20 protein-coding genes are annotated in these 23,946 nt (G+C 72.7%); 4 read left to right on the top strand and 16 right to left on the bottom strand.

Features of this window, described 5'->3' with window-relative positions:
- Together ACZ6K0_RS07505 and ACZ6K0_RS07500 are read left to right on the top strand one after the other, a co-directional pair.
- Window positions 1–1,146, top strand: a complete 1,146-nt coding sequence (locus ACZ6K0_RS07505) for a PQQ-dependent sugar dehydrogenase (RefSeq protein ID WP_376399672.1) — start codon at window positions 1–3, stop codon at window positions 1,144–1,146.
- Window positions 1,143–1,442 (top strand): DUF6191 domain-containing protein, encoded by a 300-nt coding sequence (locus tag ACZ6K0_RS07500; RefSeq protein WP_469575405.1) that lies wholly within the window; start codon window positions 1,143–1,145, stop codon window positions 1,440–1,442. Before ACZ6K0_RS07505 ends, ACZ6K0_RS07500 begins: the two co-directional genes overlap by 4 nt.
- Here the strand turns inward: ACZ6K0_RS07500 and ACZ6K0_RS07495 are convergent.
- From ACZ6K0_RS07495 to ACZ6K0_RS07470, 6 genes are all read right to left on the bottom strand, one after another.
- Entirely contained in the window at window positions 1,326–4,382 is a 3,057-nt protein-coding gene (locus ACZ6K0_RS07495; protein WP_469227575.1) for a helix-turn-helix transcriptional regulator, read from the bottom strand. The genes ACZ6K0_RS07500 and ACZ6K0_RS07495 overlap by 117 nt on opposite strands.
- Window positions 4,383–4,389: 7 nt before the next feature.
- Window positions 4,390–4,587 (bottom strand): hypothetical protein, encoded by a 198-nt coding sequence (locus ACZ6K0_RS07490; RefSeq protein ID WP_376399677.1) that lies wholly within the window; start codon window positions 4,585–4,587, stop codon window positions 4,390–4,392.
- 160 nt (window positions 4,588–4,747) lie between these two features.
- Window positions 4,748–5,311: a hypothetical protein gene (locus tag ACZ6K0_RS07485; protein ID WP_469227576.1), complete on the bottom strand. Its 564-nt coding sequence runs from the start codon at window positions 5,309–5,311 to the stop codon at window positions 4,748–4,750.
- Window positions 5,312–5,346: 35 nt separating this feature from the next.
- Entirely contained in the window at window positions 5,347–5,952 is a 606-nt protein-coding gene (locus tag ACZ6K0_RS07480; RefSeq protein WP_376399683.1) for a GNAT family N-acetyltransferase, read from the bottom strand.
- The gene (locus ACZ6K0_RS07475; protein WP_469227577.1) at window positions 5,930–8,194 is read right to left on the bottom strand and encodes an MMPL family transporter; all 2,265 of its coding nucleotides are present in this window, start codon (window positions 8,192–8,194) and stop codon (window positions 5,930–5,932) included. The genes ACZ6K0_RS07480 and ACZ6K0_RS07475 overlap by 23 nt, the downstream gene beginning before the upstream one ends.
- Before the next feature lie 196 nt (window positions 8,195–8,390).
- Window positions 8,391–10,493, bottom strand: a complete 2,103-nt coding sequence (locus ACZ6K0_RS07470) for a phosphocholine-specific phospholipase C (RefSeq protein WP_469227578.1) — start codon at window positions 10,491–10,493, stop codon at window positions 8,391–8,393.
- A gap of 282 nt (window positions 10,494–10,775) precedes the next feature.
- Here ACZ6K0_RS07470 and ACZ6K0_RS07465 point away from each other — a divergent pair, with 282 nt between their 5' ends.
- Window positions 10,776–11,105: a hypothetical protein gene (locus ACZ6K0_RS07465; protein WP_376399691.1), complete on the top strand. Its 330-nt coding sequence runs from the start codon at window positions 10,776–10,778 to the stop codon at window positions 11,103–11,105.
- A 109-nt stretch (window positions 11,106–11,214) separates the two neighbouring features.
- Here the strand turns inward: ACZ6K0_RS07465 and gatB are convergent, their stop codons facing one another.
- From gatB to ACZ6K0_RS07420, 9 genes are all read right to left on the bottom strand, one after another.
- On the bottom strand, window positions 11,215–12,726 hold the full coding sequence (gatB, locus tag ACZ6K0_RS07460) for an Asp-tRNA(Asn)/Glu-tRNA(Gln) amidotransferase subunit GatB (protein ID WP_376399693.1): 1,512 nt from the start codon (window positions 12,724–12,726) through the stop codon (window positions 11,215–11,217).
- Window positions 12,727–12,755: 29 nt separating this feature from the next.
- Window positions 12,756–13,001, bottom strand: coding sequence for a hypothetical protein (locus ACZ6K0_RS07455; protein WP_267045990.1), 246 nt, complete (start codon window positions 12,999–13,001; stop codon window positions 12,756–12,758).
- Window positions 12,998–14,497, bottom strand: a complete 1,500-nt coding sequence (gene gatA / locus ACZ6K0_RS07450) for an Asp-tRNA(Asn)/Glu-tRNA(Gln) amidotransferase subunit GatA (RefSeq protein ID WP_024756531.1) — start codon at window positions 14,495–14,497, stop codon at window positions 12,998–13,000. The genes ACZ6K0_RS07455 and gatA overlap by 4 nt, the downstream gene beginning before the upstream one ends.
- Window positions 14,498–14,503: 6 nt before the next feature.
- Window positions 14,504–14,800 (bottom strand): Asp-tRNA(Asn)/Glu-tRNA(Gln) amidotransferase subunit GatC, encoded by a 297-nt coding sequence (gene gatC, locus ACZ6K0_RS07445; RefSeq protein WP_015036350.1) that lies wholly within the window; start codon window positions 14,798–14,800, stop codon window positions 14,504–14,506.
- Window positions 14,801–14,900: 100 nt separating this feature from the next.
- Window positions 14,901–17,027 carry a putative bifunctional diguanylate cyclase/phosphodiesterase gene (locus ACZ6K0_RS07440; protein ID WP_376399699.1) on the bottom strand — a complete coding sequence of 709 codons (2,127 nt, stop codon included), beginning with the start codon at window positions 17,025–17,027 and terminating at the stop codon, window positions 14,901–14,903.
- Window positions 17,028–17,315: 288 nt separating this feature from the next.
- Window positions 17,316–19,535 carry an NAD-dependent DNA ligase LigA gene (gene ligA, locus ACZ6K0_RS07435; RefSeq protein WP_469227579.1) on the bottom strand — a complete coding sequence of 740 codons (2,220 nt, stop codon included), beginning with the start codon at window positions 19,533–19,535 and terminating at the stop codon, window positions 17,316–17,318.
- 32 nt (window positions 19,536–19,567) lie between these two features.
- The gene (locus ACZ6K0_RS07430) at window positions 19,568–20,599 is read right to left on the bottom strand and encodes a methionine synthase (protein WP_469227580.1); all 1,032 of its coding nucleotides are present in this window, start codon (window positions 20,597–20,599) and stop codon (window positions 19,568–19,570) included.
- 10 nt (window positions 20,600–20,609) lie between these two features.
- Window positions 20,610–21,308, bottom strand: coding sequence for an SDR family oxidoreductase (locus tag ACZ6K0_RS07425; protein ID WP_469227581.1), 699 nt, complete (start codon window positions 21,306–21,308; stop codon window positions 20,610–20,612).
- A 7-nt stretch (window positions 21,309–21,315) separates the two neighbouring features.
- Window positions 21,316–21,855, bottom strand: coding sequence for an LOG family protein (locus tag ACZ6K0_RS07420; protein ID WP_376399710.1), 540 nt, complete (start codon window positions 21,853–21,855; stop codon window positions 21,316–21,318).
- A gap of 108 nt (window positions 21,856–21,963) precedes the next feature.
- On the opposite strand from ACZ6K0_RS07420, the gene ACZ6K0_RS07415 reads away from it, so the two are divergent.
- A complete protein-coding gene (locus ACZ6K0_RS07415) occupies window positions 21,964–22,758 on the top strand; it encodes an alpha/beta fold hydrolase (RefSeq protein ID WP_469227582.1) in 795 nt (264 codons plus the stop codon).
- 19 nt (window positions 22,759–22,777) lie between these two features.
- On the opposite strand, the gene mnmA is transcribed toward ACZ6K0_RS07415, so the two are convergent.
- On the bottom strand, window positions 22,778–23,923 hold the full coding sequence (gene mnmA, locus ACZ6K0_RS07410; RefSeq protein WP_469227583.1) for a tRNA 2-thiouridine(34) synthase MnmA: 1,146 nt from the start codon (window positions 23,921–23,923) through the stop codon (window positions 22,778–22,780).
- Between the last annotated feature and the right edge of the window lie 23 nt (window positions 23,924–23,946).

Here is a 23,946-nt window from a genome sequence, read left to right as displayed (position 1 = left end):
ATGAGCCGTCCAGTTGTGCTGAAGGCCCTGTGGGGCGCCGCCGTGCTGGCGCTCGTGGCGGGCTGCTCCTCGGGCGGTACGGAGGACCGTCCGGGTACGGCTCCGCCGACGTCGGCGACGGCCTCCGCGTCGGTGCCGGCCTCGGGGTCCGCGTCCGGGACCGCGTCTCCGGGCGGCGGGCGGGTGTCGGTGGCGGGCACGCTCACCGAGGGGCTGAAGTCTCCCTGGGGCCTCGCCGAGCTGCCGGGGGGCGACCTGCTGGTCTCCTCGCGGGACGAGCGGACGATCACCCGGGTCGACGGGAAGAGCGGCGCGAAGACCCCGCTCGGCGAGGTGCCGGGGGTGGTCCCGGAGGGCGAGGGCGGGCTCATGGGGCTCGCCGTCCACGACGGCTGGGTGTACGCGTATCTGACGGCCGCCTCGGACAACCGCATCGTGCGCATGCGGTACGGCGGCGGGGACGGCGACCGGCTCGGGGCGCCGGAGCCGGTGCTGACCGGCATCCCGAAGGGCGTCGTGCACAACGGCGGGCGGATCGCGTTCGGCCCGGACGGGATGCTGTACGCGGGGACCGGCGAGACGGGCCGGACGGGCCTGGCGCAGGACCGGGGCTCGCTCGGCGGGAAGATCCTGCGGATGACGCCGGAGGGCAGACCGGCGCCGGGCAATCCCTTCGCCGGCTCGGTGGTCTATTCGTACGGGCACCGCAATGTGCAGGGGATCGCCTGGGACACGGCCGGGCGGCTGTGGGCGGCCGAGTTCGGGCAGAACACCTGGGACGAGCTGAATCTGATCGAGCCGGGGAAGAACTACGGCTGGCCCGAGGCCGAGGGGCAGGCGGGCCGGGAGGGGTTCGTGGACCCGGTGGCCCAGTGGCCGACGTCGGAGGCCTCCCCGAGCGGCATCGCGTACGCACGGGGCGCGATCTGGATGGCCGGGCTCAGGGGTGAGCGGCTGTGGCGCGTTCCGCTCTCCGGAGCGGAACGCTCCGGGGACCCCGAGGCGTTCCTGTCAGGTGAGTACGGACGCCTGCGCACGGTTCTCGCCGGGGGCGACGGCCGGCTCTGGCTGGTGAGCAGCGAGACCGACACCCGGGGCACGCCCGAGCCCGGGGACGACAGGATCCTCCGGCTGGAGGTGAGGTGAGGGAGGTGGTGACCGTGTTCGATCCGATCGCGGAGCTCTTCGCGCCGGGACGCCGGCACGCCGAGGAGGAGCTGCGGCGGCAGGCCCTCACCCGGGAGGACCCGGGGGACGCGGATCCGTCGCGCGGCCCGATAGACCTGACCTCGGGCCGCGTGACGATACGGATCCCCCGACCGGGGTCAGAGGGTCGTGCCGAGGAGGTGGAGCCGGTGGGCGAGGGCGGCGGCTTCGCCTCGGCCGGCGACGCCGAGCTTGGCGAGGATGTTGGAGACGTGGACGCTCGCCGTCTTCGGTGAGATGAAGAGCTCCTCGGCGATCTGCCGGTTGGTGCGGCCGGCCGCGACCAGGCGCAGGACGTCCTGCTCGCGCGGGGTCAGGCCGAAGCTGTCGTCGCCGGGCTCCGCGGCCGCCGGGGGCTGCTTGTCGGGGGCCAGGGAGAGGCGGGCACGGGCGGCGAGGAGTTCCACGTCCTCGCGGAGCGGGCGGGCCCCGAGACGGACGGCGGTGGCGTGGGCCTCGCGGAGCAGGGCCGTGGCCTCCTCCCGGTGGCCGCCCTCGACGAGCAGGGCGTCGGCGAGGCGGTGGCGGGCGCGGGCCAGCTGGGCGGGGCGGTCCAGCGGTTCGTAGGCGGCGACGGCCTCGGTCCAGCGGGCGGCTGACTCGCGGCCCTCGGCGCGGGCCAGCTCCTGGGAGACCTGGAGGGAGTGGGCGGCCCAGATCGGGGCGGGGGCGGCGAGGGCACGGAGGCCGCGGCGGATCATGGCGAGCGCCTCGGCGCGGCCCTCGTCGGCCGCGGGCAGGCCCCGGCTGTCGGCCTCGGCGGCGGCGGCCGTGAGGAGGAGCGGCCAGCCGTAGCGGTGGGTGCCGGGCGGGAATCCTGCCTCCGTGGCGGCGGCGAGCTGGGCCCGGACGTCCTGGACGCGGCCCTCGGCGGCGGCCACGGCGATCGCGACCTGGGCCATGGGCAGGGTGTACTGCGGGATCGGGTCGCGGGTGCCGTAGACGGCGCAGGCGGCGGCGAGGTGGCGGGTGGCCGCGTCGAGCTCGCCCCGCGCGGCGGCGAGCTGGGCGAGGCGGAGGGAGGCCGAGCCCCGGGGCTTGGTGCCGGAGGCCGAGCTCTGGAGCCGCTCGGCGGCCTCCCGGGCCTCGTCCCAGCGGCCCAGGGAGAGGAGGGACTCGGCGCGGTTGGCCTCGATCCAGCCGACGCTGCCGACGAGTCCGTACGTGCGGGCGAGGCGGATGCCGGAGTCGGCGATCTCGACGGCCTCGCCGGAGCGGCCGAGGGACTCCAGGGCGGAGGAGATGTTGATGTGGGCGCGCGCGGCCTCGCTGAACTGGCCGAGGGACGTGGTCCGTTCCCGTACCTCGTGCATCTCGGCGAGGCCGGCCTCGACGTCCCCCGCGGCGGTCATGATGGTGCCGAGGGTGAGGCGGGCGTTGAGTTCGATCGACTCGGCCTTGACGTGCCGGGCGTACTCGACGGCGCGTTCGGCGGCGGTGAGGGCCTCGGGGCCGGGGTTGCGGAGCATGCCCCAGCCGGCGGCGCCGACGAGGACGACGGCGTGGACGGCGGACGGCGGGAGGCCCTTGACGAGTTCTTGGGCGCGGGCGATCTCCTCCCAGCCGTCGCCGCGGCCGAGGTTGGACTGGAAGCGGGCCCTCTCGGTCCAGAACCAGGCGGCGCGCAGGGGGTCGTTCACCTCCTCGCCGTCGAGGAGGCGCAGCGCCATCCGGCCGATCTTCAGGGCGCGTTCGTGTTCGCCGCTGAACCGGGCGGCGACGGCGGCCTCGGCGAGGAGGTCGAGGTAGCTCAGCGGGGTGGTCTCGGGGTCGCAGCCGCACGCGGGGTAGGCCTCGGCGTAGTCCATGGGCCGGAGTCCGCGGCGGATCTCGGCGGGGGCCTCGTCCCAGAGCTCCATGGCCCGCTCCAGGAGCCGGAGCTGCTCGGCGTACGCGTGGCGCTTGCGGGTGGCGACGGAGGCGCGGAGGACGGCCGGCAGGGCCTTGGCCGGGTCGTGCGCGTGGTACCAGTACGTGGCGAGCCGGGTGGCCCGCTCGTCGGGCCGGACGAGCGCGGGGTCGGCCTCCAGGGCCTCGGCGTAGCGGCGGTTGAGGCGGGAGCGTTCGCCGGGGAGCAGGTCGTCGCTGACGGCCTCGCGGACGAGGGAGTGGCGGAAGCGGTAGCCGTCGCCGTCGGGGACGGCGAGCAGGATGTTGGCGCCGACGCAGGCCCGCAGCGCCTCGATGAGCTCGTCCTCGGTGAGCCGGGAGACGGCGGCGAGCAGGCCGTACTCGACGGTGGAGCCGCCCTCGGCGACGATCCTGGCGACCCGCTGGGCGTCCTCGGAGAGCGTCTCGACCCGGACGAGCAGGAGGTCGCGCAGGGAGTCGCTGAGCTGGCCGGGGGCGCAGCCGGCCTCGTGGGAGACGACGAGCTCCTCGACGAAGAAGGCGTTGCCGTCGGAGCGTTCGAAGATCTCCTCGGCGAGCCCGGGTGCGGGTTCGGCGGCGAGGATGCCGGTGAGCTGGCGGTGCACCTCGGTGCGGGTGAAGCGGGAGAGCTCGATGCGGCGGATGGTGCGGAGCCGGTCGAGTTCGGCGAGGAGGGGGCGCAGGGGGTGGCGGCGGTGGATGTCGTCGGCGCGGTAGCTGGCGACGACCACGATCCGGCCGCGGCGGAGGGTGCGGAGGAGGTAGGTGAGCAGGTGCCGGGTGGAGGTGTCGGCCCAGTGCAGGTCCTCCAGGACGAGCACGATCGTACGGTCGGCGGCGAGCCGCTCCAGGAGCCGTACGGTGAGTTCGAAGAGGCGTGCGGTGGAGTCCTCCTCGGAGGACTCGTGGCTGCCGGGGTCGCCGAGTTCGGGCAGCAGCCGGGCGAGCTCGCCCTCCTGGCCGTCGGCGGCGGCGGTCAGTTCGTCGGGCAGCTTGCGGCGGAGCGAGCGCAGGGCGGTGGCGAAGGGCGCGAAGGGCAGTCCGTCGGCGCCGAGCTCCACGCAGCCGCCGACGGCGACGACGGCTCCCCGGTCGCAGGCGGTGTCGAGGAACTCCTCGATGAGCCGGGTCTTGCCGACCCCCGCCTCCCCGCCGACGAGCAGGGCCTGGGGCTCTCCCGCGGTCGCGCGGGAGAGCGCCTCGGTGAGGGCGGTGAGTTCGCCGGCTCGGCCGACGAAGACGGGACTGACTGACCTGGTCTCCACGGCGCCGAGCATCGCACAACCATCCGTACGGTCGCTCATACGGGGGTCACGCGGCCCGGACGAAGTGACCGCGTCCGGCGCCGCTCACCTGCCCCTCCGTGTCATGGCCCCCATTGCGGCGACCGAAGCGGCGCAGGCCCCGGGCGGAGCCGGTGGACTCGGCGGCCTCGTGGGTCAGTCGCTGTGCGGCGGCCTCACGGACGAGCTGGGCGTGGTTCATGCGGTGGAGTTCGTACTCGAACATCGTGTGCTCCCTGGTGGCTTCGGGTTTCGGTATCGCTCCTTGCGATGCCTCTACTCTCGGCTCCCAGGGGGTGCGGTCACATCGGGCGAGTGCCGCATGTTCGGGGTACGGGGGGCCTTAGGCGGGCCCTGGGGGGTCCTTAGACGGCTCGGTACCCGACTCAGGACCCGGTGGTGGGCAGGCTCAGGAAGAGGTCGAAGTAGGTACCGACCGACAGGAGCAGCCCGAGGCCGCCCAGGACGGCGCCGGCGAGGGCGACCGCCCGGACCCAGGCGGGGCGCTCGGGGCGGACGAGGACCAGGACGAGGACGGCGGTGACGAGCGCGAGCAGCGCGAAGACGCCGTTGACCAGGGCGGTGCTGTGCCAGGCGTCTCCGTAGATCTCGGAGATCTGCTGGGCCGGGGTGCCGGACTGGGAGTGGATCTGCCCGATGAGCGTCTCGCGCTCGGAGACGACCTTGCCCGTCCAGGTGCCGGTGAGCGCGACGGCGCCGAGGGCGGCGGAGACCACGGCCGCGCCGCCGGCGCCGACGCCCGTGCCGGCGGAGACCTCGGCCGGCACCTCGTCGTCGTCCGCGTCGTCCGCCTCGTCGGCGTCGTCAAGGGCGTCCTGGGCGGCCGGCTCCGCGGAGGCCTCCGCAGCCGCCTCGACCTCCGGGGAGGCCTCGGTCTTCGGCTCCGTCGCCGTCTCTTCGGTCTTCTCGTCGGTCTTCGTGATGTCCATGCGGCGCACGCTAGGCGGCCCACATGAGAACGGCCTTAAGACGCCGTGGCCGCCGTCTCGGCGGTGATCTCGGCAGCGGTCTCGGCGGCGGTCTTGGCCGCGCGCCACTCGGGCGCGAGGACGGCCCAGATCTCGGTGTCGGAGCGGGTGCCGCGGTACGGGTAGTTCTCGCGCAGCACGCCCTCCCGGGTCATCCCGAGGCGGCGGGCGACGGCGATGCTCGGCTCGTTCTTGGAGGAGGCGTGCCATTCGACGCGGTGGATGCCGCGCTCCTCGATCGCCCAGTCGATGATGACCCGGCAGGCCCGGGTGATCAGGCCCTTCCCTGCGGCGGAGGGCTCCAGCCAGCAGCCCGCCTCGGCCATGCCGTACGCGACGTCCATGGTCCGGAAGAGGACGCCGCCGACGAGCGTGCCGTCGGTCCAGATGCCGTAGATGCGTCCGGCGTCGTTCGCGGCCTTCTCGGCGTACGACTGGAGGTAGGCGCGGGCGGAGTCGAGGTCCGCGACGACGTCCGGGAGGCCGATGTGCTGCCCGACGAACTCCCGGCCCCGGTCCATGTGGGCGAGGAACTCCTCCGCCTGCCAGGGCTCCAGGGGCCGCAGCTCGGCGCCGTCGTCACCCAGCGATATCGCGAACATCGTCGTTCTCCTCGACCGTCGGAATCGTCGTCATGCGTTGCCCCGGGATCTTCGCACGGGCGTCCGCCGCGGCGCGGCACTCGGGCGGCTCGATGCTGATCCGGGGCAGGATCCGGTCGAGCCGCTTCGGCAGCCACCAGTTCGCCCCGCCGAGCATGTGCATGAGCGCGGGGACGAGCAGGGTGCGCAGGACGAAGGCGTCGAGGGCGACGGCCGCGGCGAGCGCGATGCCGAACATCGCGATGACGCGGTCGCCGGAGAGGACGAAGGCGAGGAAGACCGCGATCATGATGACGGCGGCGGAGTTGATCACCCGGCTGGTCTCGGCGAGGCCGACCCGGACCGCCCGCCGGTTGTCGCCGGTCTCCAGCCACTCCTCGTACATCCGGCTGACCAGGAAGACCTGGTAGTCCATGGAGAGCCCGAAGAGGACGGAGACCATGATCACGGGGAGGAAGGGTTCGATCGGTCCGGCGCTGCCGAGACCGAGGAGCTCGCTCCCCCAGCCCCACTGGAAGATCGCCACGACGATGCCGAAGGCCGCGGCGACGGCGGCGACGTTCATGGCGGCGGCCTTGAGCGGGATGCCGATCGAGCGGAAGGCCAGCAGGAGCAGCAGACAGCCGAGCGCGATGACGACGCCGACGAAGAGCGGCAGCTTGCCGACGATGATCTCGGCGAAGTCGTCGTAGGAGGCGGTGACGCCGCCGACGTGCACGTCCAGCGAGGTGCCGGCCTCGGCCTTCGGGAGGACGTCCTGGCGGAGCCGGTCGACGAGCTCGCTGGTCGCCTTGGACTGGGGCGAGGAGTCGGGGACGACGGTGAGGACGGCGGTGTCGCCGGCGCTGTTGTACGTGACCGGGGAGACGGACGCGACCCCGTGGGTGGCGGAGAGCGCGGCCGGCAGCTGGTCGAGGGCGACCCGGTCGTCGGCGCCGTCCAGCCCGGCGACGAGGGTGAGGGGCCCGTTGACGCCCGGCCCGAAGCCGTCGGCGATCAGGTCGTACGCCTGCCTGGTGGTCGCGGTGGCCGGCCCGTTGCCCTGGTCGGAGGTGCCGAGGTGGAGCGAGAGGGTGGGCAGCGCGAGGACGGTCATGACGACGGCGGCGACGGCCCCGAGCAGCTTCGGGTGGCGCTCGACGAAGGCGGACCAGCGGGCGGCGAAGCCGGTGGGGAGCTCGGGCTGCGGCCCGCGCTCGGCGAGGGCCCGCCGCTCGCGCCGGGACAGGGCGCGCATGCCGATGAGCGAGAGGAGCGCGGGCAGCAGGGTGATGGAGGCGGCGACCGTGAGGACGACGGTGAGGGAGGCGGCGATGGCGACGCCGTTGAGGAAGCTGAGCCGCAGGATCAGCATGCCGAGCAGGGCGATGCAGACGGTGGCCCCGGCGAAGACGACGGCGCGGCCGGTGGTGGCGACGGCGATCTCGGCGGCCTCGGGGACGGGGAGACCGCGTTTGAGGCCCTTCCGGTGCCGGGTGACGATGAAGAGCGCGTAGTCGATGCCGACGCCGAGGCCGACGAGCATGCCCAGCATGGGGGCGAAGTCGGCGACGGTCATCAGGTGGCCGAGCAGGACGATTCCGGAGTACGCGATGCCGACGCTGACCAGCGCGGTCGCGATGGGGAGCACGGAGGCGGCGAGCGAGCCGAAGGCGAGGAAGAGGACGAGGGCCGCGACGGCGACGCCGACGACCTCGGCGATGTGGCCGCCGGGGGCCTCGGTGAGGGCGACGGCGGTGCCGCCCAGCTCGACCTGGAGGCCTTCGCTCCCCGCCTCGGCCGCCTTCGCGGTGTCGACGAGGGCCTCGGCCTGGGCCGGGGGGATGTCGTCGGCCTGCGCGTCGAAGGTGACGGTGGCGTAGGCGGTGCGCCCGTCCTCGCTGATCTGCCCCGCGGTGTCCGCGGCGGCCGCGGTGTCTCCGTAAGGAGAGGTCACGGCGGCGATCCCGGGGAGCTCGGCGACCTTGTCGAGCATCGCGGTCATGCGCTGCTCGACGGCGTCGGCGCGGACGCTGCCCTGCTCGGTGTGCCAGACGATGGTGTCGCTGTCGCCGCCGAGGCCGTGGAAGCCGCGGTCGAGGAGTGCGGTGGCCCGGCCGGATTCGGTGCCGGGGACCTCGTAGTCGTTGGAGTACGCGTTTCCGGCCAGGACCGCACCGGTGCCGACTCCGCCGAGGGCGAGGAGCCAGAGGAGAACGACGACGAGACGGTGCCGGATGCACCATCGGGCGATGGCTGCCAAAGGACGTGCTCCCTGGATGGTTCGTGGATCTTGCACGGGAGCGGCCCGAGAAGAACGCATGACCTAATTGCGCCCACTCTTGCAGCCAAAACTGATCGTTTGCCCCTTTCGTGTCGATGCTCACAGCCGTGTGCGGGGTTCGGGACCGAAGTCCCTGCCCCCGCACACGGAGGGGAGTCGCCCGGAGACGGTGGGGTCAGCCGGAGACGCTGGGGCGCCCGTTCTCGATGTGGCCCATGAGGCGGCGGCGGAAGCCACCGGGCGCGGTGACCTCGACGTCGTACCAGCCGTGCGCGTCGGCGGCCGAGTGCACGACCGTACGGGTCTTCCCGGGCTTCACGGTGACCGTGCGGGTCCAGTCGGCGAGGTCGCGCTCGTCGACGTACCCGAGCGGCCGGACGGTGAAGGCGAGCGCGGCCGGGCCCGTGTTCCGTACGGTGAGGTGCAGGTCACGGTCGTGGTGGTCGAGGCGCGAGGCGAGCTCGGCGCCGCCGGCCGCGGGGCCCTCGAACTCGCGGCGGAAGCCGTTCGGGCCGGTGATCGTGAAGCGGTAATGATCACCCGTAACGGGGACGGTCCACTCCCCCGCCCCCCTGACGTCCCGGTGCTGCGGGACGGCGAACTCGCCCGCGTACGGATAGAGGGCGAAGTGCGCGCTCGCCCTGCCGGTGTTCCGCAGGGCCACGGTCACGGCACCCGGCGCGACGGTCGCGGCGGCGTCCGGCTGGTACGGCAGGGGGCGGGCCGGGCGGGAGCCGGGCTCCTGGACGGGCATCCGCTGGACGGCCGGGGGCTGGGGCCGCCAGCGGCCGGTGAACGGCGGGATCGGGCCGGGCTGCTCGACGGGCGGCTGCCGGCGGCCCCGCTTGAAGTCGAACGCGGAGGTGAGGTCGCCGGTGACGGCCCGGCGCCAGGGCGTGATGTTGGGCTCGGCGATCCCGGTCAGCTTCTCCAGGAAGCGGATCACGGAAGTGTGGTCGAAGGTCTCGGAGCAGACGTAGCCGCCGACCGACCAGGGGGAGACGACGAGCAGCGGGACACGGATGCCGAGGCCGGTGGGCTGGCCCTTCCAGCGCTCGTCCGTGTTGTCGGCCGGCGGGACGGGCGGCGGCACGTGGTCGAAGAAGCCGTCGTTCTCGTCGTAGTTGATCAGGACGACGGTGTGGCGCCAGACGTCCGGGTGCGAGCCGAGGGCTTCGAGCACCTTGTAGACCAGGCTCGCGGAGGCGACCGGCGAGGAGGAGCCGGGGTGCTCGGAGTCGATCGCGGAGGGCACAAGGTAGGAGACCTCGGGGAGCGTGCCGGCGGCGATGTCGGCGCGGAAGGCGTCGGCGAGGGTGCCGCTCTCGACACGGCGCAGTCCGCGCTCGAAGAGGGAGCGCTCGGCCTCGGTGAGGCCGGCGACGCCCTCCTCCAGGAGGCCGAGGAGGCGGGTCCGCTCGGTCGGGTCGTCGGTGTCGCGGACGGCCGCGTAGAAGGACTCCATGAAGGTGTGTCCGCCGGTCCCGGCGAGCGCCTTGCGGGCGATGTTCTTGAAGGTGGTGAAGAACTCGATGTTGTTGTCGGTGAAGTTCTCCCACTCCGTGTACGTCTTCCAGCTCCGCCCGGCGGCTTCGAGCCGCTCGGCATAGGTGGGCCAGCCGTATCCGGGGTGGGTGCCCTCGGCGTAGGCGGCGTTGGTGACGGCTCGGCTGCCGTCGGCCTCGAAGCCGGTCCAGCCGGACCAGAGGTGGTTGCGGTTGGGGCTCGTCGAGGTGTGGATCGACGAGTGGTAGGCGTCGCAGATGGTGAAGGTGTCGGCGAGCTCGTAGTGCAGGGGGATGTCCTGCCGGTCGTAGTACGCCATGGTGGCGGCGGTCTTGGCCGAGACCCAGCCGTCCATCCAGCCGCCGCGCCAGGCCTTGCCGCCGCCGCTCCAGGAGTGGTCGAGGTCGCCGATGTACTGGAGGTCCTTCTGCTGCGTCTCGGCGGCGCCACGGATCGGGAACGGCAGCACGGTCCGGCCGAGCGCGGCCGGCTGCTCGAACACCGGCTTTCCGGAGGGCAGTTCGATGGCGTTGCGGTCGCCGAATCCGCGGACGCCGCGGAGGGTGCCGAAGTAGTGGTCGAAGGAACGGTTCTCCTGCATGAGGATCACCACGTGCCGGACCGCCCCCAGCCCGCCGGCCGGCGGCTCCGCGGCCATCGCGGCCTGCAAGGACGGCGGCAGCAGCGAGCCGGCCGCGGCGACACCGAGGGCGCCGCCGCCCAGTGCGAGGAGCCTTCTGCGGGACAGCTCGGGTGACTTCTCGGATGACAAGACCGACCTCCAGTCGACGGCCAATGGTTCGCCTTCGAGCCATTGGTTGGTACGCCGGGGACGGTAGTGAGGCGGGATGACGCCGAGAAGACCCCTCGGGGACACGGCGGTGAACGCCCACGCACAAACATTCCAGTTTATGGGCCGCCCATTCGGGAACGCCGGGGGCGCATCAATTCACGGGCAATGCGCCGCTATTGCGCCGGGCAGCGCTCCATTGCCCGGCACCCGAATACGCCTCTACCCTCGAATCACCTGCTCGACAATTCCTTGGGGGTGGTAATGAGGCTTCGCCTGATTTCTCTCCACTGCACGACGACGGAGGACGACAGGGGGGAGGACGAACAGCGCCTGCTGGTCAACGGGGTTCAGGTGTGGGGTGCGGAATCGCCGGGCCTGAACAACGGAGACACCGCGGACCTGTCCGCCGTCCCGCTGGTCGACTTCGGCACCCGCGCCCGCGTAGAACTCTTCGACGACGATTCCCCGGACGACGACGACCTTCTCGGCCGCTTTTACGCGGGCCGGTCACAACTGGGCCAAGGAGAACTGGAGTACAAGTTCACCGAGGACGACGCCGACTACACCCTGACCTACGAGGTGCTCGCCTAGCGCCTGTCCGTCTCTGATCCGCCGGACAGGCCGTACCGCCCCATGAGGAAGGGGCGGTACGGCCGTCTCACGACAGCCGTACCGCCCCTCGTCACGCGTCCTTCGGGCCTCAGCCCTCGCTGACGCCCAGCTTCTCCAGGATCAGGTCCTTGACCTTCGCCGCGTCCGCCTGGCCGCGGGTGGCCTTCATGACCGCGCCCACGAGAGCGCCGACCGCCGCGACCTTGCCGCCGCGGATCTTGTCCGCGATGGCCGCGTTGCCCGCGATGGCCTCGTCGACCGCCGTGCCGAGCGCGCCGTCGTCGGAGACGACCTTCAGACCGCGCTTCTCGACGACCTCGTCCGGGGTGCCCTCGCCCGCGAGAACGCCCTCGATGACCTGGCGGGCCAGCTTGTCGTTCAGATCGCCGGCGGCGACCAGGGCGGAGACCCGGGCCACGTCCGACGGCGTGATCGCCAGCTCCTCCAGGGAGACGCCCTGCTCGTTGGAGGAGCGGGCGAGCTCGCCCATCCACCACTTGCGGGCCGAGGTCGCGTCCGCGCCCGCCTCGATCGTGGCGACGATCGAGTCGACCGCGCCCGCGTTGAGGATGGACTGCATGTCCAGCTCGGACACGCCCCACTCCTCGCGCAGCCGGTTGCGGCGAACCCGCGGCAGCTCGGGCAGACCGCCCCGCAGCTCCTCGACCCAGGCGCGGGCCGGGGCGACGGGCACGAGGTCGGGCTCCGGGAAGTACCGGTAGTCCTCGGCGTTGTCCTTGATGCGGCCGGAGGTGGTGGAGCCGTCGTCCTCGTGGAAGTGACGGGTCTCCTGCACGATCGTGCCACCGGAGGTGAGCACGGCCGCGTGGCGCTGGATCTCGAAGCGCGCCGCGCGCTCCACCGAACGGAGCGAGTTGACGTTCTTCGTCTCCGAGCGGGTGCCGAACTTCTCGACGCCGTGCGGGCGCAGCGACAGGTTCACGTCGCAGCGCATCTGGCCCTTGTCCATGCGCGCCTCGGAGACACCGAGGGCGCGGATCAGCTCGCGCAGCTCGGCGACGTACGCCTTGGCGACCTCGGGGGCCCGCTCGCCCGCGCCCTCGATCGGCTTGGTGACGATCTCGATGAGCGGGATGCCGGCCCGGTTGTAGTCGAGCAGGGAGTGCGAGGCGCCGTGGATGCGGCCGGTCGCGCCACCGATGTGGGTGGACTTGCCGGTGTCCTCCTCCATGTGGGCGCGCTCGATCTCCACGCGGAAGATCTCGCCGTCCTCCAGCTGGACGTCCAGATAGCCGTTGAAGGCGATCGGCTCGTCGTACTGGGAGGTCTGGAAGTTCTTCGGCATGTCCGGATAGAAGTAGTTCTTCCGGGCGAAGCGGCACCACTCGGCGATCTCGCAGTTCAGCGCGAGACCGATCTTGATGGCGGACTCGATGCCGATCGCGTTGACGACCGGCAGCGAGCCGGGCAGGCCGAGGCAGGTCGGGCACGTCTGCGAGTTCGGCTCCGCGCCCAGCTCGGTCGAGCAGCCGCAGAACATCTTCGTCTTGGTGCCGAGCTCGACATGGACCTCCAGGCCCATGACGGGGTCGAACGCCGCGAGGGCCGCGTCGTACGACAGCAGTTCAGTGACAGTCACGGTGAGAATTCCCTCTGATGCCTTCGGCCTCAGCCGAACAGGACGTCGTCGTCACCGATGCGCTTGAGCTCGCGCACGAGGAGAGCGACGCCGGTGGCGATGGCGGCGGCGGAGACGACGGCGTCGAGCAGCTTGAGCGTGTCGTGCTCACTGCGGGCCGCGCGGCCCCGCTTGACCACGCCCAGCAGGCCGAACGCGGTGGTGCCGATGGACAGGTACGTGCCGGTCTTGGACTTCTTGAAGCCCTTGGCCTTCTGCAGTGCACTGGTACTCACAGCGACGGAGCCTCCTCGAGCAGCGGATGCCCCCACTTTTCCACGAACGCGGCCTCGACGGCGGCGCCGACCTTGTACAGACGGTCGTCCTTGAGGGCGGGAGCGATGATCTGCAGACCGACCGGCAGCCCGTCCTCGGGCGCGAGACCGCAGGGAAGCGACATCGCGGCGTTGCCGGCCAGGTTGGTCGGGATGGTGCACAGGTCCGCGAGGTACATCGCCATCGGGTCGTCGGCGCGCTCGCCGATCGGGAAGGCGGTGGTGGGGGTCGTCGGGGAGACGATCACGTCCACCTCCTCGAAGGCCTTCTCGAACTCGCGGGTGATGAGGGTGCGGACCTTCTGGGCCGAGCCGTAGTACGCGTCGTAGTAGCCGGAGCTCAGCGCGTACGTACCGAGGATGATGCGGCGCTTGACCTCGTCGCCGAAGCCGGCCTCACGGGTGAGGGCGGTGACGTCCTCGGCGGACCGCGTGCCGTCGTCGCCGACCCGCAGGCCGTAACGCATGGCGTCGAAGCGGGCCAGGTTCGAGGAGCACTCGGACGGCGCGATCAGGTAGTACGCCGAGAGGGCCAGGTCGAAGGTCGGGCAGTCCAGCTCGACGATCTCGGCGCCCAGCGACTTGAGCAGCTCGACGGACTCGTCGAAGCGCTGCACGACACCGGCCTGGTAGCCCTCGCCGCGGAACTGCTTGACGACGCCGACGCGCATGCCGGCGACCGAGCCGTTGCGCGCGGCCTCGACGACCGGCGGGACCGGGGCGTCGATGGACGTCGAGTCGAGCGGGTCGTGCCCGGCGATCGCCTCGTGCAGGAGGGCCGCGTCCAGGACCGTACGGGCGCAGGGGCCGCCCTGGTCGAGGGAGGAGGAAAAGGCCACCATGCCGTAGCGGGAGACCGCGCCGTAGGTCGGCTTGACGCCGACGGTGCCGGTGACGGCGGCGGGCTGGCGGATGGAGCCGCCGGTGTCCGTGCCGATGGCGAGCGGGGCCTCGTACGCGGCGAGGGCGGCCGAGGAGCCACCGCCGGAGCCGCCGGGGATCCGGGTCAGGTCCCAGGGGTTGCCGGTCGGGCCGTAGGCGCTGTTCTCCGTGGAGGAGCCCATCGCGAACTCGTCCATGTTGGTCTTGCCGAGGATGACGACGTCGGCGGCCTTGAGGTTCTTGACCAGGGTCGCGTCGTACGGCGGGATCCAGCCCTCCAGCATCTTCGAACCGACGGTCGTCGGAATGCCGACCGTGGTGAAGATGTCCTTGAGCGCGAGCGGGACGCCGGCGAGCGGGCCGAGCTTCTCGCCGCGGGCACGCTTCTCGTCGACGGCGCGCGCCTGCGCGAGGGCGCCCTCGCGGTCGACGTGCAGGAAGGCGTGGACCTTCTCGTCGACGGCCTCGATACGGGCGAGGTGGGCCTCGGTGACCTCGACGGCGGTGAGCTCGCCCGCGGCGATCTTCCCGGCGATCTCGGCGGCCGTGAGCTTGATGATGATGTTGTCCGTCATGACTTCTTAGTCCTCCCCCAGGATCTGCGGCACCTTGAAACGCTGCTGCTCCTGGGCCGGGGCGCCGGAGAGCGCCTGCTCGGGGGTGAGCGACGGACGGACCTCGTCCGCGCGCATGACATTGGTCAGCGGCAGCGGGTGGGAGGTCGGCGGTACGTCTTGGTCGGCGACCTCGGAGACGCGGGCGACCGCGCCGATGATGTCGTCGAGCTGGCCGGCGAAGTGATCGAGTTCTTCGCCCTTCAGCTCCAGACGCGCCAGCCGTGCGAGGTGGGCGACCTCCTCGCGCGTGATGCCAGGCATGCGGATCCTCACGGGGTGAGCTTGATGGTGTTGGCCCATCCTATGGGGCCGGTGCCGCTCCCCGTGCCGTTACCCCTCTCCGCCCCCGGCCGGGTCGCCCCTACTGCACGACCTGGCCCGAGGGGTGGTCGAGGTCGACCTCGGCGGCGAGGTCGGCGGCGATGTCGACGGGGCGGCGCCAGCCGTGCTCGCCGCGGGCCAGGAGCCAGGCGGTCGCCTCGGCGGGCGGCATCGCGGCGGCGACCAGCCAGCCCTGGACCGCGTCGCAGCCCAGGTCGCGGAGGCGCTCCCAGGTCTCGTCGTCCTCCACTCCCTCGGCGACGACGAGGAGGCCGAGGGAGTGGGCGAGGTCGAGGGTGCAGCGGACGATCTCGGCGTCCTCGGTGTCGACGGCGAGCCGGGCGACGAAGGAGCGGTCGATCTTCAGTTCGCTGACGGGCAGCCGGCGCAGGTGGACGAGGGAGGAGTAGCCGGTGCCGAAGTCGTCGAGGGACATCTTGACGCCGTGGCCGGTGAGGCCGTTGAGCGTGTCGGCGGCCCGCTGGGGGTCCTCCAGGAGCACGTGCTCCGTTATCTCCAGCTGGAGGGCGCCGGCCGGGACGCCGTGGCGGGCGAGGCGGGCGGCGACGGCGCCCGCGAAGCCGGGGGTGTGGACGTCGCGCGGCGAGACGTTGACGGCGACCGGGACGTTGAGGCCCTGCGCGCGCCAGCGGGCGACCTGCGCGAGGGCGGTCTCCAGGACGTACTCGGTGAGGTGGGGCATCAGGCCGGAGGACTCGGCGATGGCGATGAACTCGTCCGGCGGGACCTTTCCGCGCTCCGGGTGGACCCAGCGGACGAGCGCCTCCAGGCCCGCGACCTGGCCGTCGAAGCGGACCTTGGGCTGGTAGTGGAGTTCGACCTCGCCGGCGTCGAGGGCGCGGCGCAGGTCGCCGAGGAGTCCGAGCCGGTCGGGGGTGTTGGAGTCGCGCTTCGACTCGTAGACCTCGACGCCCGTGCGGTCGCGCTTGGCCTGGTACATGGCGACGTCGGCGCGGCGCAGCAGGCCCTCGGCGTCGAGGGCGTGGTCGGGGAAGACGGCGACGCCGGCGCTGGCCTCCAGGACGAGGGTGAGTCCGTCGAGGTCGAGCGGGGAGGAGAGTTCGGCGACGAGGTGGCGGGCGACGCGCTGGGCGCTGGTGGTGGAGTCGCAGGTGGGCAGCAGGACGGCGAACTCGTCGCCGCCGAGCCGGGCGGCCTCGGCGCCGCGGGGCAGGGCGAGGCGGAGCCGCTCGGCGATCTGGAGGAGCAGCCGGTCGCCCGCGAGGTGTCCGAGGGTGTCGTTGACCGAGCGGAACCGGTCGAGGTCGATCAGGACGAGGGCGGCGCGGGCGCCTTCTCCCTCGGCCTCCTCCAGGGCCGTCCAGGCCCGCTCCAGGAGCCACTGGCGGTTGGGGAGCCCGGTCAGCGGGTCGCGCAGCTGTTCCTCGGCGCGGGCGCGGGCGATCCAGAGGGTGGAGTCGAGGGCGATGAGGGGGACGGCGAAGAGGGGCAGGAGGACGGGCCGGGTGGCGGCGACGACGCAGATGAGCGGGGCGATGCCGAGCAGGGCGACGGCGACGAGCCCCTGCCGGAGGAGGGCGGTGCGGGCGATGGTGGGCAGTCCGCGGCCCTGGGGCGCGAGCGTGTACCACAGCAGGACCCGGGTCACCACGAGGTAGGCGGCCGCGGCGAGGACGACCTCCGGGACGTCCCCGATCGTCCAGTCGAGGGGCTGCCAGGGCTGCTCGACGGACGGTACGTCGCCGAAGAGGGCGAGGACGAGGGCGGCGGCGCCGACCCCGAGGACGTCGGCGGCGCCGTGCAGCAGGCCCTGTCGCCAGCGGTGCCGGCGGGCGGCGCCGACGAGGGCGACGACGGTCAGCGAGACGAGTCCGGCGGGCACCCAGCCGTACAGCAGGAGGACGGCGAGGGTGAGGGCGGCGCCGGAGCCCGTGCCGCCCCACCAGCGGTCGCGGCCGAGCGCGACCAGGTGGCCGACGATGAGGCCGGTGAGGACGGCGAGGGACCAGCCGGTGCCGCCGCCGGGGAAGAGTCCATGGCCGGTGCTCAGGGCCCGCTGGAGGCCGACGACGAGCACGACGGCGGCGATGCCCACCACGGCTGCGGGCAGCCGGGAGGTCAGGCCCGTGGGGACCACACGGCCGTACGGCCGTGGGGCCGGGGCGGCGCTCTCGGTCGGTTCCATTCCCGTCCCTCTCACAGGCGGCGGTGCCGTCGGTGTGCGATGGGCCGCGCTCGCGCGGCCGGTCCGTCGTCCGGCCGTCCGCCATGCGACCGCCACCGGGCCGTTCGTCCTTGCGCGCACGACCGGCAGCCCTCGCGCGGACGTGCGGGACAGGACGCACAGTCACCACAGTAGGCCGCCGAGGGCTCCGACGGGCAGCGCTCTCCCTCTCTTGCCCGAATGCGGCCTGGCCACCCGTAACGATCTGGTATGCGCCGAACGGGTGACCTCTGGCGGGGCCGGCAGCGGCTATTCGGCGACCGCCACCGCGGCCTCGCGAGCGGCTTCGGGACCTTGTTCGAGCAGGACCGAGAAGCCTTCCTCGTCCAGAACCGGAACCTTCAGCTGCATCGCCTTGTCGTACTTCGAACCAGGGTTTTCGCCGACCACCACGAAGGCGGTCTTCTTCGAAACGGAACCGGTCACCTTCGCTCCGAGCGCCTGGAGGGACTCTTTTGCGCCATCCCTGGTGAACTTCTCCAGGGTGCCGGTCACGACGACCGTGAGACCTTCCAGCGGACGCGGTCCCACGTCCTCCCCGGCGCCCTCGTCCTCAAGCGACACTCCGGCGGCGCGCCACTTGCGCACGATCTCGCGGTGCCATTCCTCGGCGAACCACTGCTTCACCGCGGTCGCGATGATCCCGCCGACGCCGTCGACGGCCGCCAGCTCCTCCTCGCTCGCCTGCTCGATCCGCTCCAGGGAGCGGAACTCACGGGCCAGCGCCTCGGCCGCGACCGGACCCACGTGCCGGATCGACAGGCCGTTGATGAAGCGGGCGAGCGGCCGCTCCTTGGCCGCCGCGATGTTCTCCAGCATCGCCAGGGCGTTCTTCTTCGGCTCGCCCTTCTGGTTGGCGAAGATCGTGACGATCTTCTCCTCGCCGGTCTTCGGGTCGCGCTTGGGCAGCCCGCTGTCCGGGTCGAGGACGTACGCCTTGATCGGAAGGAGCTGCTCGATGGTGAGGTCGAAGAGGTCGCCCTCGTCGACGAGCGGCGGCGATGGGGGTGCCCCCTGCTCGAGCGAAGCCGAGAGCTTGGGGGACGGCGGAAGGGGGTTGGTCAGCGCCGCCGCGGCCACCGCGCCGAAGTTCTCGATGTCCAGGCACTGCCGCCCGGCGAGGAAGAAGAGCCGCTCGCGCAGCTGGGCCGGGCAGGTCCGGGCGTTCGGGCAGCGGAGGTCGATGTCGCCCTCCTTCATCGCCTTCAGCGGCGTCCCGCACTCGGGGCACTCGGCGGGCATCACGAACTCCCGCTCGCTGCCGTCCCGCAGGTCGGCGACGGGCCCGAGGATCTCGGGGATCACGTCACCGGCCTTGCGCAGCACGACCGTGTCGCCGATCAGCACGCCCTTGGCCTTCACCACCTCCTGGTTGTGGAGGGTGGCGAACTCGACCTCGGACCCGGCCACCGTCACCGGCTCCACCTGCGCGTACGGCGTGACGCGCCCGGTGCGGCCGACGCCGACCTTGATGTCGACCAGCTTGGTGTTGACCTCCTCCGGCGCGTACTTCCAGGCGATGGCCCAGCGGGGGGCGCGCGCCGTGGAGCCGAGCCGGCCCTGGAGGGGGATCTCGTCGAGCTTGACGACGACCCCGTCGATCTCGTGCTCCACGGAGTGGCGGTTCTCGCCGAAGTACGCGATGAAATCCCGCACGCCGTCGAGCGAGTCGACCACGCGGTTGTGCCGGGCGGTCGGCAGGCCCCACTCGTGGAGCAGTTCGTACGTCTCCGAGAGCCGGGAGATCTCGAAGCCCTCGCGGGCGCCGATGCCGTGCACCACCATGTGGAGCGGGCGGGAGGCCGTGACCTTGGGGTCCTTCTGGCGCAGCGAACCGGCGGCCGCGTTGCGCGGGTTGGCGAAGGGCTTGTCCCCCGCCTCCACCAGGCGGGCGTTGAGCCCCTCGAAGGCCTCCATCGGGAAGTAGACCTCGCCGCGGATCTCGACGAGGTCCGGGACGCGGTCGCCGTGCAGCCGGTCCGGGATGTCGGCGATCGTCCGCACGTTGGGCGTGATGTCCTCGCCCGTGCGGCCGTCGCCGCGGGTCGCGGCCCGGGTCAGCCGCCCGTGCTCGTACGTCAGGTTCACGGCGAGGCCGTCGACCTTGAGCTCGCACAGGTAGTGGTAGTCGGGGGTGCCGACGTCCCGCGCGATCCGCTCGGCCCAGGCGGCGAGTTCCTCGTCGTCGAAGGCGTTGTCCAGCGAGAGCATGCGCTCGCGGTGCTCGACGGAGGTGAAGTCGGTCTCGTACTGCCCGGCGACCTTCTGGGTCGGCGAGTCCGGCGTCCGCAGCTCCGGGTACGCCTCCTCCAGCGCTTCAAGCTCGCGCAGGAGCGTGTCGAACTCGCCGTCGCTGACGACCGGCTGGTCCTTCACGTAGTACCGGAAGCGGTGCTCCTCGACCCGCTCCGCGAGCTCGGCGTGCTTCTCCCGTGCCTCGGCGGGCAGGGCCCCCTGTTCGACTGCCACCTTCGTCCGTCCTCCCGTGCCTCGAAACCCGGTCACTCTGGGTTGTCCGCGAGCGATCTCGCCGCCTTGGCGCAATGGGCGAGCGCCGCACGGGCATAGGCGGGCGAAGCGCCCGCGAGCCCGCACGTGGGAGTGATGACCACGGACTCCGCGAGAGTCCCCGGATTCAGCCCCAGCCTGCGCCACAGCGTCCTGACACCCATGACGCTACCGCCCGGGTCCGACAACGGGCCGTCGGTGGACGGCACCACACCGGCGAAGAGCTTCGTCCCGGCCTCCACGGCCTCGCCGATCGTCTCCTCGTCACGTTCGGTGAGGAGCCCGAAGTCGAACGAGACCCCGGCGACGCCGGCCCTGCGCAGCAGCGCGAAGGGGACGTCGGGGGCGCAGGAGTGGACGACGACCGGACCGTCGTGGACCGTGGCGACGTCCCGCAGGGCGCTCTCCACGACCTGCCGGTCGACGGCCCGGTAGGTGCGGTAGCCGCTGGCGGTGCGGACCTGCCCGCGCAGGACGGCGGTGAGCGAGGGCTCGTCGAGCTGGAGGACGATCCGGGCCCCGGGGATCCGCTTGGCCAGCTCCGCGAGGTGGGTGCGGAGCCCCTCGGCGAGGGAGCCCACCAGGTCGCGGCAGGCGCCCGCGTCGCGGAGGGCCGCTTCGCCGCCGCGCAGCTCCAGGGCCGCGGCGAGCGTCCACGGGCCGACGGCCTGGACCTTGAGCGGGCCCTCGTACCCCTGGGTGAACTCCTCCAGGGCGTCCAGGTCCTCGCCGAGCCAGGAGCGGGCCCGCTTGGTGTCGCGGCCGGGCCGGTCGCTGATCCGCCAGCCGCTCGGCTCGACGTGCGCGTACAGGTCGACGAGCATCCCGATGGTCCGGCCGATCATGTCGGCGCCGGGCCCGCGGGCCGGCAGCTCCGGCAGGAACGGGAAGTGCTCGAAGGAGCCCGTGGCCGCCCTGGCGGCCTCCCGGGCGTCGCCGCCGGGCAGGGACCCGACGCCGGTGGCGGGGCCGAAGACGCTCGTGGCGCTCGTGGTGCTCGTGTCGCTCGTGTCGGGGTCGCTCATGTCCACCGTCCTACCGGCCCGGACGGACGGTCAGGTCGTTGATCTCGGCGTCGCGCGGCAGGTCGATCGCGGTGAGGATCGCCGTCGCGACCGACTCCGGGTCGATCCACTTCGACGCCTCGTACTCCTTGCCCTCCTGCTGGTGCACCTTCGCCTGCATCGGGCTCGCGGTGCGGCCCGGGTAGACCGAGGTCACCCGCACGCCGTTGGCGTGCTCCTCGTGGCGCAGGGAGTCGGCGAGGGCCTTGAGGCCGTGCTTGGAGGCGGCGTACGCGCTCCACTCGGCGTGCGCGGCGAGCCCGGCGCCCGAGTTCACGAAGACGACGTGGCCCTGGGAGACCCGCAGCTGGGGCAGGAGGTGCCGGGTCAGCTCGGCCGGGGCGATCAGGTTGACGTTGAGCTGGTGGTGCCAGGTCTTCGGGGTGAGGTCCCCGACCGGTCCGAGGTCGACGACGCCCGCGATGTGCAGCAGGCTGTCCACCTGCTCCGGCATGCTCTGGTGCGAGAAGGCCCAGGACAGCCGGTCCGGGTCGGCCAGGTCCCCGACGAGGGTCCGCGCGCCGGGGAACCGCGCGGCGAGCTCCTTGGCCCGCCCCGCGTCGCGCGCGTGCAGCACGAGTTCGTCCCCGCGCGCGTGGAGGCGGCGCGCGACGGCCGCGCCGATGCCGGAACCGGCTCCGGTGATCACATGTGTAGCCATGGGCACCATGCTCGCATCAGCGGGAGGCGATGTTCCCCTCCAGGTACGCGAGGGCCGTCGGGCCGTCCTCCGCGAAAAGGACGAGGTCGGCGAGCGGCATCGGCAGGAAGCCCTCGTCCTCCATGCGGCGGAGCTGGGTCTTCAGACCGTCGTAGAAGCCCGCCGTGTTGAGCAGGACCACCGGCTTGGTGTGCTTGCCGTGCTTCTTCAGTTCCAGGATCTCGGTGGCCTCGTCGAGCGTGCCGATGCCGCCGACCATGACCACGATCGCGTCGGACTTGGCGAGGAGGAGCGCCTTGCGCTCGGCCAGGTCCCGGGCGACGACCATCTCGTCCGTGCCCGGGCGGGCCTTGGACTGGAGGAACTCGACGGAGACGCCGACGAGCCGGCCGCCCGCCCCCTGGACGCCGTCCGCGACGACCTTCATCAGGCCCGTGTCGGAGCCGCCCCAGACGAGGGTGTGGCCGGCCTTGCCGAGGAGGCCGGCGAACTCGCGCGCCGGAGCGGTGTAGTGCTCGTCGAGGTCGGCGGCGGAGAGGAAGACGCAGATGTTCATGCGCTCCACGGTAGAGGGTGTCCGGGCCTGACCAGCGGCTTCCAAGATTCTTCGGGAAATCTCGGCGCGCGGCGATGAGTTCCGGTGCCGGGCCGGGTCTGCACTGCCATGGACGAGGTGGACACCACGCTGAGCAGGGTCCGGGGACGGGTCACGTCACGGGACGGGACGACGATCGCGTACGAGCGGTACGGGGCCGGGGACGGACCGCCGCTGGTCCTGGTGAGCGGGGCGCTGTGCACGGCCGCGAGCGAGCGGCCCCTCGCGGGGCTCCTGGCCGGGCGCTTCTCGGTCGTGACGTACGACCGGCGGGGGCGCGGCGGGAGCGGTGACACCGGGCCGTACGCGGTGGAGCGGGAGATCGAGGACCTGGCGGCGGTCGTCGGGGAGGCCGGGAGCGGCGCGGCCCTGCACGGGGTGGGCACGGGGGGCGCCCTGGTGCTCGCCGCGGTGGCCGCCGGTCTGTCGGCCGGGCCGGTGTCGGTGTACGAGCCGCCGTACTCGGCGGAGGCCGCCGCGCTGCACGGCCGGGCAGCGGCGCTGCTCGACCGGGGGCAGCGGGGCGCGGCCTTCGACCTGTTCCTGGCGGAGTCGGCCGTACCGGCGGAGGCGTGGCTCGGGCGGGAGGAGCTGGCGGCCACGCTCGCGTACGACCACGCCGTCCTCGGCGACGGGACGGTGCCGGAGCGGCGGTTCGCCGGGGTCCACGCGCGCGTGCTGGTCGTCGACGGGGGCGCGAGCCCGGCGTGGACGCGCCGGGCGGCCCGCGCCCTGACGGCGGCGCTCCCCCGGGCCCGCCACCGCACCCTGACGGGCCAGACCTACGAGGTGGCCCCGCACGTCCTGGCTCCGGTCCTGGAGGAGTTCCTGGCGGAGGAGCGGGAGACGAGCGGGGCTGGCTAGGACCTGTGCGGCCCTGGGGTTACGCGGGCGTGGGCGTCGGCGTGGGCTCCGTCGTGCGGCGGGTCGTCGTGGCGATCGTGGCCGAGCCGACGACGCGCGTGCCGTCGTACAGCACGATCGCCTGGCCGGGGGCGACGCCGCGGACCGGCTCGTCGAAGGCGACCGTGAGCTCGCCGTCCACGAGGGCGGCCGTCACCTCGGTCTCGCCGCCGTGGGCGCGGAGCTGGGCGGTGTAGCGGCCCTCGCCCTCCGGGGCGGTGCCGCACCAGCGGGGCCTGATCGCGGTGAGGGCGGTGACGTCCAGGGCCTCGACCGGGCCGACCGTGACCGTGTTGTTCACGGGCGAGATGTCGAGGACGTAGCGGGGCTTGCCGTCCGCGGCCGGGTGGCCGATCCGCAGGCCCTTGCGCTGGCCGATGGTGAAGCCGTACGCGCCCTCGTGGGTGCCGACCTTCGCGCCGGCCTCGTCGACGATGTCGCCCTCGGCCTTGCCCAGGCGGGAGGCGAGGAAGCCCTGCGTGTCGCCGTCGGCGATGAAGCAGATGTCGTGGCTGTCGGGCTTCTTCGCGACCGCGAGCCCGCGCCGCTCGGCCTCCGCCCGGATCTCGTCCTTGGTGGTGAGGGTGTCGCCGAGCGGGAACATCGCGTGCGCGAGCTGCTTCTCGTCGAGCACCCCGAGGACGTACGACTGGTCCTTGGCCATGTCGGAGGCGCGGTGCAGCTCGCGCGTGCCGTCGTCGTTGAGGACGACCGTGGCGTAGTGACCGGTGCAGACCGCGTCGAAGCCGAGGGCGAGGGCCTTGTCGAGCAGCGCCGCGAACTTGATCTTCTCGTTGCAGCGGAGGCACGGGTTCGGCGTGCGGCCGGCCTCGTACTCGGCGACGAAGTCGTCGACGACGTCCTCGCGGAACCGCTCGGCGAGGTCCCACACGTAGAACGGGATGCCGATGACGTCGGCGGCCCGGCGCGCGTCGCGCGAGTCCTCGATCGTGCAGCAGCCGCGTGCTCCGGTACGGAACGACTGCGGGTTCGCGGAGAGCGCGAGGTGCACGCCGGTGACGTCGTGGCCTGCTTCGGCGGCACGGGCGGCGGCGACGGCGGAGTCCACGCCGCCCGACATGGCGGCGAGGACGCGAAGGGGGCGCGGGGGCGGAGTCTGAGTCATAGCCCTACCAGGGTACGGGGCGC

The sequence above is a fragment of the Streptomyces sp. NPDC042346 genome (assembly GCF_055581845.1).
The sequence above is the reverse complement of the archived record's forward strand: the minus strand, read 5'-3'. Positions and strand labels throughout refer to the sequence as shown.